Here is a 15,239-nt window from a genome sequence, read left to right as displayed (position 1 = left end):
TGAGTACGACGACGCCCGAGACCGAGGTGGCCGTCGTCGTAAACTCGCCCTCGACAACTTGGGTATGACTAGTCATACTTGAAGTGTGAAGACAGCGATCTCTGTGCCTGATGAAGACTTCGAGCGATTCGAGCGGATTGCCAAGCGCCACGGCATGAACCGTTCTGAGTTCTATCGCCGCGGAGCTCAGAAGCTGGCTGATGAACTCCAAGACGAAGCGGAGCTGACTCGCCGAGCGAACGAGGACATAGAGCAGAACGGCCAGCCTTCGGATGACTTTGACGGTGACTTCCTTCAAGAGTCCCAACGCAACATGTTGAAGGTTGAATGGTGATCCAGCGAGGGGACATCGTCTGGACAGACTTCGGGGAGCCTCGAGGTTCAGAGCCCGCGAAGATCCGGCCGAGCCTGATCCTCCAGGAGGATTGGCTTATTCGGTCACGGATAACAACTATCTTGACTGTCCCCCTGACCCGTAACCTCCGCAGGCAGATCAGCCCCGGGAATGTCCTGATCCCTGCAGGCATCACGGGCCTGGACAGCGACTCGGTCGCCATCGTCAGTCAAGTAGGAACTGTCTCGAGGGAGTTCTTCGAACCTTTTCCTGTGGGCTCCCTGACTGGGGACTATCTGCGAAGAGTTGAAGACGGTATTCGCCTGGTCATGGGACTGTGATCTCGGTGGCCGCCTATAGATTGGCCAATGACCTCACTATGAGCACTTCTGGGGGACTATCAACCACACGGCACTTAGAAACAGAAACACCCCGAACCATGGGTTCAGGGTGTTTCCAATGTTCTGAGACAGAACATTGGCGGAGGCGGGGGGATTTGAACCCCCGATCCCCGGTTAAGAGGATCCTTCATTAGCAGTGAAGTCCGTTCGGCCGCTCCGGCACGCCTCCTGGTCACGTCGAGTGCGGGAGCCGCTCAAGACGCGCCTATCCAGCGTACCGGCACCGCGACATCAGGGCAAAGTGAGGATGACCAGCCGGTAATGTGGAGCAGGTGAATCAGCAGGAGTACGTCATCGCGGTGGTGGGGGCAGGGCCCCGCGGCACCAGCTTCCTTGAGCGGCTGCTCGCCCAGGTCCAACGGAGCAGTCCCGGCCAGCGGCGGCCGCTGCGAGTCAACGTGTTCGACCCCGCCCCGCACGGGCCCGGCAAGGTCTGGCATCCCGAGCAGTCCCCGCTCTATCTGATGAACACCCCCGCCAGCTACCCCACCGCCGCCCCCGCCGGCCAGACCCAAGAGAAGCTGCCAGCTTCATCCTGCTCCCTGAGCTTCATGGACTACTGCCGGGCCAATGCGCTGAACGAGGATGCGGCCACATACCCGGCCCGGGCCGCCTACGGAACCTACCTCGCCTGGCTGAGCAAAGAAGCCTCCGCCCACCTGCGCGGCCGCGGGGTCACTGTTGATCACATCAGCGCCGAGGTGACGCAGCTGAGCCGCCGGAGCAACGGCTACCTCCTGACCGCAGCCGGCCGGGACTATCGGGCTGATGCGGTGATCCTGGCCTTGGGGCACCTGGAGGCCGAACAGGGGTCAGGCCCCTCACATCTGGCAGCACAGGCCGAGCGGCTCGGCCTGCACTACCAGGGCCCGGCCATCCCCACCGATGTGGACTATGAGCGTTTCGGAGCAGGGGAGAAGGTCCTGGTCCGCGGTATGGGACTGAACTTCTTTGACCTGATGATCCAGGTCACTGCGGGCCGCGGCGGGCGCTTCCGGCACGACCCAGAGGCACCGCCCGGACACCGGCTCAGCTACACCGCCTCGGGCCGGGAGCCGCAGCTGATCGCCGGATCCCGCCGCGGCACCCCCTACCGGGCCAAGACCACTGCCCCCGGATTTGTGCCCGAGGGTATCAAGCTGCGCCACCTCACCGAGGAAGCCGTGCAGAGACTGGTGGACGCTCACGGGGAACTGGACTTCACCGAGCACCTCTGGCCGCTGATCCAACAGGATGTGACTACCACCTACGCGCAGTTCGGCGGAGCCGGGGAGTTCGACGCCCAATCCTTCGCCCGTCCCTTCACCGAGCGCCACTGGAGCTCGCCGGAGGAGTATCAGCAGAGCATGATCGAATGGCTCGAGCACGACGCCGCCACTGCCGCAGCAGGTGCCGGATCCCCAGAGAAGATGGCCGTCAACGCCCTCCACGCAGCCCGGCTGATTATCAAGCGACTGGTCACCGAGCGCCTGATCCGGCCTGAGTCACGCCTGCGCGATGTGGAGGGCTGGTTCGAAGCGCTGGTGGAGGGCCTGACATCCGGGCCCCCGCTGCAGCGCATGGAGGAGCTCGCCGCTCTGGCCCGCGCCGGCATCGTGGAATTCCTGGGCCCTGAGCCGGTCTACGGAGTGGACAGCACACAGCGAGCCTTCATCGCAGACTCCGCGGTGGTCCAGGGAGCCCGCTACGCCGCAGAGCACATGATTGAGGCCATGATGCCGCCCAACCGCATCACTGAGGCGATATCACCGCTGGTCCGCGGCCTGCTGCAGCAGGGCCTCGCTGTGCCTGCAGTGATGGAGGCCGGTGGCCAGAGCCATGTGCACAAAGGCTTCGAGGTCACTGAGCAGCCACACCGCCTGCTACATAGCGACGGCACATCGGGCCAGATCTATGCGCTGGGTCTGCAGCTCTCCTCAGCCCAGTGGGGCACCGCCATCGCCGCCGAGGCCGGCGGTGACCCGCAGACCACCGCACGCACCCTGGACGATGCTGATGCCGCAGCGCTCGCAGTGCTGCAGCAGGCCGGCGGAGAAGACTGAACAGCAACCGCTCAGCAGGGCCCTGTCCGGCCTGGCCCCTTCAGCCGCCCAGGACCCTCAGCCAGTACCTTCAGCCCAGTACCTTCCCCGGGTTGAGCAGCCCGGCTGGGTCCAGGGCGGATTTCACCGCGCGCATCGCGCCCAGAGCAGTGGCGTGTTCGGTGCTCATCGGCCCAATCTTTCCGATCCCCACCCCGTGCTCCCCGGTGCAGGTCCCACCCATGGCCAGAGCGCGGTCCACCAGCCGAGCGTTGATCTCCTTGGCCCGGGCCAACGCCTGTTCGTCCCCGGGAGGCAGCAGCATGGCCAGATGGAAATTGCCATCGCCCACATGCCCCACGATCGGGGCCAGCAGATCCACGGAATCCAGATCAGCTTTGGTCTCTGCAATGCATTCGGGCAGCTTGGAGATCGGCACGCAGACATCGGTGGCCATGGCGGTGGCACCCGGGACCAGCGCCAAGGTAGCCGGTAGCACATCATGCCGGGCCTGCCACAGCTGCCGGGACTCCTCCGGGTCCGCGGCCGTCAGGTGCTCGGCGGCCCGGTACTGCTCGGCCAGCTCAGCGAACTGGGCATACTGGGCCTGCACCTCAGCACCGGAGCCGGAGAACTCCACCATCAGCGTCTCAGTCACCGGGGCACTGTAGCCGGTGTAGCGGCGCAGCGCATCCACGGTGAGGCGGTCCAACAGCTCCACCCGGGTCAGCCGCAGGCTGGAACGCAGCGCAGCCACCACCAGCGCCACCGCGCTCTCCAGTGAGGGCAGCGACCAGACTCCGGAGACGCTGGCCTCAGGCACCGGGTGCAGGGCCAGGGTCACCTCTGTGATCACCCCCAAAGTTCCTTCAGAGCCCACAAACAGATGAGTCAGGTCATAGCCAGAGGAACTCTTCTTGGTGGTGGACCCGGTGCGGATCACCGAACCGTCGGCCAGCACTACGGTTAGTGCCACCACATTCTCCTTCAGGGTGCCGTAGCGCACTGCCGTGGTGCCGCTGGCCGATGTGGCGGCCATACCACCCACACTGGCGTCCACCCCCGGCCCGGCAGGGAACTGCAGACCGTACTGCGCCAGTGCGGCGTTCAGCTCCGACTTCATCACCCCGGCCTCAGCAGTGGCGTAGAGATCATCGGCGGCGATGTGGATGATCTGCTTCATTCCGGAGAGATCCAGGCAGATGCTGCCTGAGGAGGTGTTAGCACCGCCCTCCAGCCCGGTGCCGGAGCCGCGCGGAACCACCGGAATGCCATAGGCCTGGCAGATCCGCATCACCTCCGAGACCTCCTGGGTGCTCAATGGCTGCACCACAGCCAGCGGGGGCTCCCAAGAGTGGTAGGAGCGGTCATGGGCCTTCTGGCTCAGCAGCTCAGGATCTGCCGAGACCCGGTCTTCGCTAAGAGCGGCAGCCAGCTCGCTGAGCAATGTGGAGGCTGCGGGTCCAGTCATCGGCGCCTAGCCCTTTATGCGCCGGATGGTCAGAGTCTGAGTCAGTGTGCCCAGCGGCCCATGCTCATCGTGCAGCACTGTCTGGGTGAGCCCGACGCCGCCGGCCCCGGCTGACTGGGTGACATCCAGCCCAATCCACTCACCCCGGGGGTGCCGGAACAGTGAGACGGTGGAGTCCACATTCGGATAGGCCACCTGGCGGGGGTCCATCGCGGCAGCGACCCCGTTGGAGACATCCACCAGGCCGATGTAGCTGGCCAGGGCGCTGACCTGCTGGCCCTGCACCAGGTCTACTGAGGTGCGCGCCCAGGCCTGGGCACGACCAGGGCCCAGTTGCCGGTGGCGGGAGTCCGGCAGGGTGGCGATGAACCCGCCGGGCCAGGAATGCTGAGGATTCCAGAGCTGCATCGTCTCCGGGGCGGGCATTGCGGGCAGTTTGGAGGTCTCCAGGTCCGCTGTGTCAGAGGCGGCCAGAGCCCAGGCCCGCAGCACCGCCACAGTGCGGCCGGCATGGCTCAGCGTGGCCTCGCTGAGTTCAATGGTCCGGCCTGGGCGCAGCACCTGGGTGGTGATCTCAACCTCGGCGATCGGCACCACTCCGTAGATGTCGTAGCTCAGCCGGGAAAGGGTCAGGCCCCGGGCATATCCGGCCTGCTCCAGAGCGTGCACCAGCAGACCCAGGGTGGGGGCAATGTGCTGTTCGGTGGGGTTCCATGCCCCGCCGGTCGCTTCGGTGGCCCGGTATCTGCCGTTGCCCGAAGGCACAAAGTAGGCAGGCGGCGTCGTGCTGGGATCTGTCATATATGCCCCTTCAGTGCTGAGTGAGGTGCTCTGGGTCACAATAAAACTACCAGGGAAAGCGACCATTACTAACCGAACGGTCAGTAAGTCTGCTACATTGATCGTTCGTGAGTTGAATCACTACCCCCTGTGCAGCTCCTCACACGGCTGCGCCACGTCCTTGAAGCGTCACGAGTGTCAATGGAGGCACAATGAGCCAGCAGGCATACCTCAGCAAAGAGGGCCATGAGCTGACCCGCGAGGAGAAGAAGGTCCTCGCGGGAACGCTGGTCGGCACCACTATCGAGTGGTACGACTTCTTCATCTATGCGCAGGCCGCCGGGTTCGTCCTGGCGGTGCTGTACTTCGAGCCGCTCGGGCAGGAGAACGCGGCACTGGCTCAGCTGGTTGCCTGGGCCTCGATCGGCATCTCGTTCCTCTTCCGCCCCCTGGGAGCCATCTTCGCCGGGTACCTAGGCGATAAGTTCGGGCGCAAACTGGTGCTGGTGATCACCCTGATGGGAATGGGCGGTGCCACCGTACTGATCGGCCTGCTGCCCACCTACGCCGCATGGGGTATGGCCGCGCCTATCCTGCTGATCGTCCTGCGCATCCTGCAGGGCCTCTCCGCCGGTGGCGAATGGGGCGGCGCAGCCCTGCTCTCGGTGGAGCACGCCCCGCGGCATAAGCGTGGCCTGTTCGGGATGTACCCGCAGATCGGTGTGCCGCTGGGCATGCTGCTGGCCACAGTGTTCATGTTCGGCCTCAATGCCACGCTCACCGAGGACCAGTTCCTCGAGTGGGGCTGGCGGGTACCCTTCCTGTTCTCCTTCGTGCTGATCGTGGTCGGGTACCTCATCCGCCTGAAGGTGGAGGAGTCACCGGTCTTCACCGAGATGAAGGACCGCAAGAAGGAATCCTCCGCACCGCTGAAGGAGCTGGTCACCACCCACAAGAAGTACACCTTCTTGGCCGCGCTGATCTTCGCAGCCAATAACGCCGCAGGGTACTTAGTCATCGCGTTCTTCGCCTCCTACGGTGCCTCAGCCTTGGGAATGTCGCGCACCGAGACGCTGATCGCCTCACTGATCGGCGGTGTGGGCTGGTTCATCTTCACCATGCTTGGCGGCTGGATCTCCGACCGGATCGGACGGGTGCGGACCTTCCAGATCGGCTATGGGATCATCATCATCTGGGCGGTGCCGATGTGGTTCCTGCTGGACACTGCCTCACTGCCGCTGTTCGCACTGGCGATTTTCATCCTGACCATCGGACTGGGCCCCTCCTACGGCCCGCAGTCAGCGCTCTACGCCGAGATGTTCCCGGTTTCGATCCGGTTCTCCGGTGTCTCGATCGGCTATGCACTGGGCTCGATCATCGGTGGTGCCTTCGCAGCCACTATCGCGCAGGCGATCCTGGATGCCACCGGGAAGTCCTGGCTGATCGGCGTCTACATCGGCGGTTTGGCCGTCGTCTCCTTCATTGCAGTCTCCCTGGTGCCCAAGAACCTCCAGGGCATCAACCTGCATGATGACAGCGACCGGGAGGCCCTGGAGGTCGGCTCGGTGCTCAACAGGAAGTAAAGCAGCTCCAGAACCAGCAGCGGCGGGCTCCCACAGCGTGGGGGTCCGCCGCTGTCTGTGCCCCGCGGGCCGATTAGGCTGAACAGAGTCATTACCATCCATCGTGAGAGGCAGGCAGACATGCGAGTCAGCATCATCGGCACCGACTATCCGGAGCTCCAGGATGCCATCGGCACGGCCGGAGGCGAGGTGGTCAGCGATCCCACCGAGGCTGAGGGCGTCGTCGTCAGTTTTGCCGGCCAGGTGCAGGAGCTGATGGAGACCTTCCAGAAAGCGCCTGCACTGAGCTGGGTGCAGCTGCCCAGCGCAGGGATTGAGCGCTTCACCGAGGCGCTGAAGGAGCGCCCCGAACTGCTTTGGACCAGTGCCAAGGGTGCCTACGCGCTGCCGGTGGCCGAGCATGCACTGACGCTGACCCTGGCCCTGCTGCGCGAGCTGCCAACCCGGGTCCGGGCACGCAGCTGGGCGGCGGCCACCGGCACCTCCTTGCACGGACTAAAGGTCCTGGTCGTGGGCGCCGGCGGGGTGGGGCTGGAGATCGTGCGGCTTATGAAGTGCTTCGACACCCGGGTGACCGTGGTGCGCAGACTGGCTGATCCTGTCGAAACCGCTGATGCCACCATCACCCTGGAGGATCTGGACCAGCACCTGCCGGATACCGATGTGGTGGTGCTGGCCGCTGCCCTGACTCCGGGCACCCGGCATCTGATCAGCGCGCACCAGCTGGGTCTGCTGCCTGAAACTGCCGTTCTGGTCAATGTGGGCCGCGGCGGGTTGGTGGACACCCCGGCACTGGTGACTGCCTTACAGGAGCAGAAGCTGGCCGGGGCGGGCCTGGACGTGACCGATCCCGAGCCGCTGCCTGAGGGGCATCCGCTGTGGGAGGAGCCCAGAGCGCTGATCACCCCGCATGCCGCCGACACCCTAGAGATGATCAAACCCCTCTTCGCCGCGCGGGTGGGCGAGAACATCCGCCGGATCAGCGCCGGCGAGGTGCCAGCCGGGGTGGTGGACGCCGCGGCAGGCTACTGACCTGCCCCTTCGGTCAAGAATGAGTCTGGACATACCGGGCGTGACAGAAGTCGCGGAGCCGGTGGGCCAGGCTCTCCAGAGTGTCCCGGGCGTGGTGATGCCCGCGCCAGGCGGCGTAGAGATGGATCTGCAGCGGTTTTTCCCGGTGCAGAATCTGCAGCGGACGCAGCTCGTAGCGCGGATCATCGGTCAGGATTGCCGCCCCGCGCCGGGCGGCGGCCAAGGCATGGGCCACCTCGCTGTGCTTGGTCTCCAGCACCGCAGCCGGCCGCAGATCAGCCTCCTCCAGGGCGGCCTCGAGCACTCGGCGGGCCTTGAACCCGGAGGTGGGCAGAATCAGCGTCTCCTGGGCAAGGGTGGCGAGGGGGACGGCGTCGTACTGTGTCCAGGGGTGATCTACGGGCACATAGGCCCATACCGGAAGGTCCAGCAGGTGCAGGCTCTGCACCCCGGCCGGCCAGCGCACCGGAGCCACCACCATGTCGAAGGCCGAGAGTGCGCTGGTGACCTCCAGGTCAATCGCCAGCTCTGAGACCGAGGGCACCGGATCCGCCGGCTGGAACGTCGCCACAAAGGGGGCCACGATATCGGTCAGGGTGGTGTTCGGTGCGCCCAGTGAGATCCGCGGCATCCCGCCCTGGGCCAGCTGTGCAGCATACTCCGCCGCTTCATGGTGGTGCTGGAGCAGATCCCGGGCCGTGGTGTAGAAGGCGCGGCCCTCAGTGGTCAGCTGCAGCCTGCCGTGGGCCCGGTGGAACAGCGTCAGGCCCAGGTAATGCTCCAGCTGCCGGATCTGCCGGGACAGCGAGGGTTGGGTGATGTGCAGCTGGTCCGCGGCCGCAGAGACCGTGCCGGCCTCCACCACGGCGGTGAAGTAGCGCAGCAGACGAGTCTCCATGCTTGGAAAGCATACATGTTATCGGAAATAAGTATTGGACCGTATAGCTGGCAGGGAGGACAGTAGGCAGGGAGAGTACGACGCCGCCCACACCCAAGCCATCTTTTGAGGAGCCCCCATGAGCACCGCGGTCTTTCCCGTCACCAACCCCGCCACCGGCGCGCATATCCAGGATGTGCCGGATCTGACCGTGGAGCAGGCCCTGGCCCAGGTGGCGACCGCCCAGGAGGCCTTCACCCAGTGGCGCGAGGTGGCTCCCCGGAAGCGGGCTGAGGTGCTCACCGGGGCTTATGAGCTGATGATCGCCGATGTTGAGCGGCTGAGGGACCTGATCGTGGCCGAGAACGGTAAGTCCCAGGCTGATGCTGAGGCGGAGGTGCGCTATGCCGCAGAGTTCTTCCGCTGGTACGCCGAGGAGGCCGTACGCCTGCACGGGGAGTACACCACCGCCCCGGCCGGCGGGGTGCGCAATGTGGTCACCCACCACCCGGTGGGTGTGGCCCTGCTGATCACCCCCTGGAACTTCCCGGCAGCCATGGCCACCCGCAAGATCGGCCCGGCGCTGGCCGCGGGCTGCTCCGTGGTGCTCAAGCCGGCACGGGAGACCCCACTGACCGCCATTGCCATTGCGGAGATCCTGGTGGAGGCCGGGGTGCCGGAGGGCGCGGTCCAGGTGGCCAGCACCACGGCCACCCGTGAAGTGGTGCCCGCACTGCTGGGTGCCGATGCGGTGAAGAAGCTATCATTCACCGGCTCCACACCGGTGGGGCGGACCCTGCTGGCGCAAGCGGCTGAACGGGTGGTCAACGCTTCGATGGAGCTGGGCGGCAACGCCCCCTTCATCATCACCGCAGATGCTGATGTCCAGGCGGCGGTGGATGGCGCCATGCTTGCCAAGTTCCGCAACTCCGGGCAGGCCTGCACTGCGGCCAACCGCTTCTATGTCCATGCCGATGTGGCGGAGGAGTTCACTGCGGCCTTTGGTGAGCGCATCGCCGCGCTGACAGTGGGCGACCCGGCAACCGGGGCGCAGATCGGGCCGATGATCCATGACAAAGCGGCCGCTGATATCCGGGCCCTGATCGACTCCGCAGTGGCTGAGGGTGCCCAGATCGCCTACCAGGCCCAGGTCCCCGAGGGCGCCGCCACAGATGCGTTCGTACCCCCTACCCTGCTCAGCAATGTGCCCGCCGATGCCGGGATTCTCAAGGAGGAGATCTTCGGGCCGGTGGCCCCGGTAGTGGTCTGGGAGGACCAGGAGGAGCTCATTAGCTGGGCCAATGATGCTGAGGTGGGGCTCTCCTCCTACGTCTACTCCGGCAGACTGCAGGATGCCATGAAGATCGGGGAGCGGCTGGAGTCCGGGATGGTGGGGATCAATCGCGGCGTGGTCTCGGACCCCAGCGCACCCTTCGGTGGTGTGAAGCAGGCCGGCATCGGCCGCGAGGGGGGCCACTGGGGGATCGAGGAGTTCACCGAGCCGCAGTACCTCTCAGTGGACTGGTCCTGACCCGGCAGCAGTCCCTCCCGATGGGCGGCATGGCTCTTCTCCTGGCTGATTGATTTACCAACTGATCGGTCGGTCAGTCTGCTAATATGTGACATATAGTGACGTGCATCACGATGGCTTCCCATAGGTTTCCGCTGGGCGGATAGGCTGGGGGTCGTTTGATCACGCACCTGACGCACCATTGACGCAGTCTCGAGGAGGAGACCATGTTCGCATCCGCATCAACCACTCGGCTGGCTGCTGCCGCCGCAGCCGCAGCGCTGCTGCTCACTGCCTGCAACGGCAACGGCGAAGACACCGACACCGGGGATAACGGCAACGGCGGCGAGGCCGCCGAGAGCTACTCGATCGGAATCAGCCAGATCGTCTCCCATCCCGCCCTGGACAACGCCCGTGAGGGCTTCAAATCCGCCTTCGAGGATGCCGGCATTGAGGTGGAGTGGGATGAGCAGAACGCACAGGGGGAGCAGGCCACCGCCTCCAATATCGCCGGTACCTTCGCTAATGCAGACCTGGACCTGGTCCACTCCATCGCTACTCCCACCTCCCAGGCTGCGGCTCAGCAGATCACTGATATCCCGATTGTCTTCTCCTCGGTCACCGACCCGGAGGAGGCGGGCCTGGTGGACTCCTGGGAAGAGCCCGGGGGCAATATCACCGGCGCCTCAGATATGAATCCGGTGGCTGAGCAGCTGGAGCTGCTCCTGGAGATCGTCCCCGATGCTCAGACTGTCGGAGTGGTCTACTCCTCCGGAGAGACCAACTCCCAGGTGCAGGTGGATATGCTCAACGAGGCCGCAGATGAGCTGGGCCTTGAGGTCCAAGAGGCCACAGTCTCCGCCTCCTCGGAGGTCCAGCAGGGCGTGGAGTCACTCGATGTGGACGCTATCTACGTGCCCACTGACAATGCGGTTGTCTCCGCCCTGGAGGCTGTGCTGCAGTACGGCCAGCAGAACGAGGTCCCGGTCATCGCCGCCGAGGCTGACTCTGTGGTCCGCGGAGCAGTCGCCACCTACGGCATCGACTACACCCAGCTGGGCTACCAGGCCGGTGAGATGGCCATCCGCATTCTGGTGGACGGGGAGGATCCGGCCGCCATGCCTGTGGAGACCCAGTCCGATCTCGAACTGACTGTCAACCCCGAGGCCGCTGAGGCGATGGGCATCGAACTGCCTCAGGAGGTGCTGGACCGGGCGGATATCGTGGTAGGTGAGGACGTTGACCCCGAGGACCCCGCTGAGGCCGGCGAGGACGCCGACGAAGACGAATGATCACTGCCCTCGAACTTGGTCTCATCTATGCCATCGTGGCGCTCGGGGTCTACCTGACCTTCAGGATCCTGAACTTCCCCGATCTGACCGTGGACGGCTCCTTCACCTCGGGAGCCGCCACCGCGGCCATTCTCATCGTCAATGAGGTCAACCCGTTCCTGGCCACGGCGGCAGCCTTTGTGGTCGGCGCCCTGGCAGGGCTGATCACCGGGCTGCTGCACACCAAGGGGAACATCAACGGTCTGCTGGCCGGCATCCTCACCATGATCGGGCTCTACTCCATCAACCTGCGGATCATGGGCGGAGCCAATATCCCGCTGCTCGGCGAGGACACCGTGATCACAGCTCTGCGCCAGATTGCTGGCACCGGCTGGACCTCGGTGCTGGTACTGGTGGCGGTGGCCCTGGTCTTCAAGTTGATCCTGGACTGGTTCCTGCACACCGATGCCGGACTCGCCCTGCAGGCCACCGGCGATAATGAGCAGATGATCCGCTCCTTTGCGGTCTCCACTGACCGGATGAAGATCATGGGCCTGATGCTCTCCAACGGGCTGGTGGGCCTGGCCGGGGCAGTAGTGGCCCAGCACCAGGGCTTCGCCGATATCGGAATGGGCATCGGCCTGATCCTGGTGGGTCTGGCCTCGGTGATCGTGGGACAGGCGATATTCGGCACCCGGGTGGTCATCCAGGCCACCCTGGCCGTGGTGCTGGGCGCGGTGATCTACCGGCTGGCTATCCAGTTTGCGCTCAACGCCGGGCTGAACCCCAACGATATGAAGCTGATGTCCGCGCTGCTGGTGATTGCCGCCCTGCTGCTGCCTCAGTGGAAGGGGTTCCGGAAGATCGCCAGCTGGCGGAAGGGGCGTTCGGCCCTGGACGCCGCCGCGGAGGCCACCCTGACCTCCGATGCAAAGCTCCCCGCAAAGAAGGTGGGCTGAATCATGCTGAACGTGGCAGAGGTCTCCAAGACCTTCTTCCCCGGTACGGTCAATGAGCGCCGCGCTCTAATCAACGTGAATCTTCAGCTGGCCGCCGGGGACTTCGTGACCGTCATCGGCTCCAACGGGGCCGGGAAGTCCACTGTGCTGAACACGGTGGCCGGGCGCATCATCCAGGACTCAGGTTCGGTGAGCCTTGACGGCAGGGACGTCTCCAAGCTCAAGGAGCACCAGCGGGCAGCACAGGTGGGCCGGGTCTTCCAGGACCCGATGGCCGGCACCAGCCCCAACCTCACCATTGAGGAGAACCTGGCCCTGGCAGACAGGCGCGGACGACGCCGCGGGCTCGCCCTGGGAGTCAGCAAGGCCAAGCGAGAGCGCTTCGCCGAAGAGCTGAAGGTCCTGGAGCTGGGCCTGGAGAACCGGCTGAAGACCAAGGTCGGCCTGCTCTCCGGCGGGCAGCGGCAGGCGCTGAGCCTGCTGATGGCCACCTTTTCCCAGCCCAAGGTGCTGCTGCTTGATGAGCACACCGCAGCCCTGGACCCGCAGCGCGCGGAGCTGGTGACGAGGCTGACCGTGAAAGTGGTGCAGGAGCAGGAGCTGACCACCCTGATGGTCACCCACAATATGGCGCAGGCCCTAGAGGTGGGCAACCGGCTGATCATGATGCATGAGGGCCGGATCATCTTGGATGTCTCCGAGCAGGAGAAGGCCAAACTGACCCCGGAGGATCTGCTGGCTGAGTTCGCCAAGATCAAGGGTGCGGCCCTCGACGACAAAACTCTGCTGCAGTAGGTTCATCTCTATGGCACATGTACTGACTGTTAAGGGCAAGACTCCGCGGGTGGGTGAGCGGGTGTTCCTGGCCCCCACCGCCGCAATTACTGGAGACGTGGAACTGGCCGATGATTCATCGGCGTTCTACGGGGTCTCAGTACGCGGGGACTCAGACGCGATCCGGGTGGGAGAGGGGACCAACCTCCAAGACAATGTTGTGCTTCACGCCGATGCAGGAGCGCCCTGCACCCTCGGGGCGGGGGTCTCTGTAGGCCATTCCGCAGTGGTCCACGGGGCCACAGTGAGTGACTACTGCCTGATCGGCATGTCCGCCACGGTGATGAACCGTGCCGTGATCGGGGAGGAGTCCCTGGTAGCTGCCGGCGCTCTGGTGCTCGAAGGAACCGAGATCCCACCGCGCTCGCTGGTGGCCGGAGCCCCGGCCAAAGTCCGCCGCGAACTCACCGATGAGGAGGTCGCCTCCCTGCACCGCAACGCCGAGATCTACCTCGAGCTGAAGGAAGCCCACCTGGATGCAGCTGAGGCACGATAGACGCTGCCTCGTAATGGACCCATGAGTGCGCAGGTTGTGCAGTAGTTTGGGGCATTTTTTCACGCGAATTCTGCACAGATTACGCACTCGATGATCTTATGGTGTGAATCACAAAAATGGGTTGTACGTGGCCTGCGGATAATATACGATCGAGAATATGATCCTGATTGGAAGAGGAGGTCCCTGCTGATGACAGCTGAATCTGATCCCGTGACGCAGCAGCCCGGGAAAATTATCGCGGTACACATCAGCTACGAGTCTCGCGCCGCCGAGCGCGGGCGCCGCCCCAAAGACCCCTCCTACTTCTTCAAGCCCGCCAGCTCCGTGGCCGCCTCCGGCCACTCGGTAGAACGCCCGGCCGGTACTGAGCTGTTGGCCTTCGAAGGTGAGATCGCCCTGATCATTGGCTCCGAGGCCCGGCGGGTACCCCTGGAGAAGGCATGGCAGCATGTCCAAGCCATCACCGCTGCCAACGACTGGGGGCTCTACGACCTGCGCGGGGCCGACAAAGGCTCCAATGTGCGTAATAAGGGCCGCGACGGCTATACCCCGCTGGGCCCCGAACAGATCGATGCGCGTGCGGTGGACCCCAGCGCCCTGCGGATCCGCACCTGGAAGAACGGCGAGCTGGTCCAGCAGGACACCACCGCGGGAATGATCTTCCCGCTGGCCCAACTGGTGGCCGATCTCTCCCAGCACCTGACCCTGCAGCCCGGTGACGTGATCCTCACCGGCACACCCGCCGAAGCCTCGGTGGCAGAACCCGGGGACACTGTGGAGGTGGAGGTGGATGCCCCGGAGAACGGACTGAGCACCGGGCGGCTGGTCTCCCAGGTGGTGGAGGGGCCCGACACTTTCGACCCGCAGCTGGGCAGTCTGCCCGCGGTGGACGATAAGCAGCGCGAAGAAGCCTGGGGCTCAGAGGAGAAGGCCGGGCTGACGCCAAAGACGCCAGTGCTCACCCCAGAGCTGAAGGCCAAGCTCCAGTCGGTCCCAGTCGCCGGACTCTCCCAGCAGCTGCGCCAGCGCGGGCTCAACAACGTCGCCATCGACGGGGTGTGCCCCACCCGCCCCGGTACCAAGCTGGTGGGCGTTGCCAAGACTCTGCGCTTTGTGCCCAACCGCGAGGATCTCTTCAAGTCCCACGGCGGCGGGTTCAACGCCCAGAAACAGGTCTTCGACTCCGTGGCGGAGGGCGAGGTCATCGTCATCGAAGCCCGCGGAGAGACCGGCTCCGGCACCCTGGGCGACATCCTGGCCCTGCGTGCGGCCGCCCGCGGCGCCGCCGGAGTGGTCACTGACGGAGGCGTGCGTGACTACGCGACCGTGGCCGAGATCGACCTGCCGGTCTTCACCTCAGGAGCCCACCCCGCAGTGCTCGGGCGCAAGCACGTGCCCTGGGACACCGACCTGACCATCGCCTGCGGAGGAGCCACTGTCCAACCCGGTGATGTGATCGTCGGTGACGAGGACGGCGTCATCGTCATCCCCCCACACCTGGCAGAAGAGGTGGCTGACGCTGCCCTGGCCAAGGAGGCCGAGGACGCCTGGGTGGCCGAAAGGGTCAAGGAGGGCGGGTCCGTGGCGGAGCTGTTCCCCATGAATAAAGAATGGCGCGCCCGGTACGAAGCTGAACAGAACGGCGCTGAGCAGGAAGCAGGGCAGTAGAC

General features: G+C 65.0%; 14 protein-coding genes and 1 tRNA gene. 11 read left to right on the top strand and 4 right to left on the bottom strand.

Annotated elements, in window-relative coordinates:
* Window positions 1-85 precede the first annotated feature (85 nt).
* Window positions 86-334 carry a ribbon-helix-helix protein, CopG family gene (locus GNZ21_RS10420; RefSeq protein ID WP_188503378.1) on the top strand — a complete coding sequence of 83 codons (249 nt, stop codon included), beginning with the start codon at window positions 86-88 and terminating at the stop codon, window positions 332-334.
* A complete protein-coding gene (locus GNZ21_RS10415) occupies window positions 328-675 on the top strand; it encodes a type II toxin-antitoxin system PemK/MazF family toxin (protein WP_157324034.1) in 348 nt (115 codons plus the stop codon). The genes GNZ21_RS10420 and GNZ21_RS10415 overlap by 7 nt, the downstream gene beginning before the upstream one ends.
* Before the next feature lie 137 nt (window positions 676-812).
* Here the strand turns inward: GNZ21_RS10415 and GNZ21_RS10410 are convergent.
* Window positions 813-904 (bottom strand) — tRNA-Ser (locus GNZ21_RS10410).
* Window positions 905-1,007: 103 nt separating this feature from the next.
* Between GNZ21_RS10410 and GNZ21_RS10405 the strand changes: the two genes are divergently transcribed.
* On the top strand, window positions 1,008-2,777 hold the full coding sequence (locus tag GNZ21_RS10405) for an FAD/NAD(P)-binding protein (protein WP_229659324.1): 1,770 nt from the start codon (window positions 1,008-1,010) through the stop codon (window positions 2,775-2,777).
* A gap of 70 nt (window positions 2,778-2,847) precedes the next feature.
* Here GNZ21_RS10405 and GNZ21_RS10400 read toward each other — a convergent pair whose 3' ends face one another.
* Window positions 2,848-4,227: an FAD-binding oxidoreductase gene (locus tag GNZ21_RS10400; protein ID WP_157324032.1), complete on the bottom strand. Its 1,380-nt coding sequence runs from the start codon at window positions 4,225-4,227 to the stop codon at window positions 2,848-2,850.
* Between the two features lie 6 nt (window positions 4,228-4,233).
* Window positions 4,234-5,028: a thioesterase family protein gene (locus GNZ21_RS10395; RefSeq protein WP_157324030.1), complete on the bottom strand. Its 795-nt coding sequence runs from the start codon at window positions 5,026-5,028 to the stop codon at window positions 4,234-4,236.
* A gap of 191 nt (window positions 5,029-5,219) precedes the next feature.
* Here GNZ21_RS10395 and GNZ21_RS10390 point away from each other — a divergent pair, with 191 nt between their 5' ends.
* Complete coding sequence (locus GNZ21_RS10390) at window positions 5,220-6,590, top strand: MFS transporter (RefSeq protein ID WP_157324028.1); 1,371 nt, start codon at window positions 5,220-5,222, stop codon at window positions 6,588-6,590.
* A 120-nt stretch (window positions 6,591-6,710) separates the two neighbouring features.
* The gene (locus GNZ21_RS10385; RefSeq protein ID WP_157324027.1) at window positions 6,711-7,622 is read left to right on the top strand and encodes an NAD(P)-dependent oxidoreductase; all 912 of its coding nucleotides are present in this window, start codon (window positions 6,711-6,713) and stop codon (window positions 7,620-7,622) included.
* Window positions 7,623-7,635: 13 nt separating this feature from the next.
* Here GNZ21_RS10385 and GNZ21_RS10380 read toward each other — a convergent pair whose 3' ends face one another.
* A complete protein-coding gene (locus GNZ21_RS10380; protein WP_157324025.1) occupies window positions 7,636-8,520 on the bottom strand; it encodes a LysR family transcriptional regulator in 885 nt (294 codons plus the stop codon).
* 118 nt (window positions 8,521-8,638) lie between these two features.
* Between GNZ21_RS10380 and GNZ21_RS10375 the strand changes: the two genes are divergently transcribed.
* The 6 genes from GNZ21_RS10375 (at window position 8,639) to GNZ21_RS10350 (ending at window position 15,237) form a co-directional block, all read left to right on the top strand.
* Window positions 8,639-10,030: an NAD-dependent succinate-semialdehyde dehydrogenase gene (locus GNZ21_RS10375; protein WP_157324023.1), complete on the top strand. Its 1,392-nt coding sequence runs from the start codon at window positions 8,639-8,641 to the stop codon at window positions 10,028-10,030.
* Between the two features lie 206 nt (window positions 10,031-10,236).
* On the top strand, window positions 10,237-11,301 hold the full coding sequence (locus GNZ21_RS10370) for an ABC transporter substrate-binding protein (RefSeq protein ID WP_157324021.1): 1,065 nt from the start codon (window positions 10,237-10,239) through the stop codon (window positions 11,299-11,301).
* Window positions 11,298-12,239, top strand: a complete 942-nt coding sequence (locus GNZ21_RS10365; RefSeq protein WP_157324019.1) for an ABC transporter permease — start codon at window positions 11,298-11,300, stop codon at window positions 12,237-12,239. Before GNZ21_RS10370 ends, GNZ21_RS10365 begins: the two co-directional genes overlap by 4 nt.
* A 3-nt stretch (window positions 12,240-12,242) precedes the next feature.
* Complete coding sequence (locus GNZ21_RS10360; RefSeq protein WP_157324017.1) at window positions 12,243-13,034, top strand: ABC transporter ATP-binding protein; 792 nt, start codon at window positions 12,243-12,245, stop codon at window positions 13,032-13,034.
* 10 nt (window positions 13,035-13,044) lie between these two features.
* Entirely contained in the window at window positions 13,045-13,569 is a 525-nt protein-coding gene (locus GNZ21_RS10355; RefSeq protein ID WP_157324015.1) for a gamma carbonic anhydrase family protein, read from the top strand.
* 189 nt (window positions 13,570-13,758) lie between these two features.
* The gene (locus GNZ21_RS10350) at window positions 13,759-15,237 is read left to right on the top strand and encodes a fumarylacetoacetate hydrolase family protein (protein ID WP_157324013.1); all 1,479 of its coding nucleotides are present in this window, start codon (window positions 13,759-13,761) and stop codon (window positions 15,235-15,237) included.
* Window positions 15,238-15,239 lie beyond the last annotated feature (2 nt).

The organism is Nesterenkonia alkaliphila (assembly GCF_009758175.1).
Taxonomy (GTDB): domain Bacteria; phylum Actinomycetota; class Actinomycetes; order Actinomycetales; family Micrococcaceae; genus Nesterenkonia; species Nesterenkonia alkaliphila.
The sequence above is the reverse complement of the archived record's forward strand: the minus strand, read 5'-3'. Positions and strand labels throughout refer to the sequence as shown.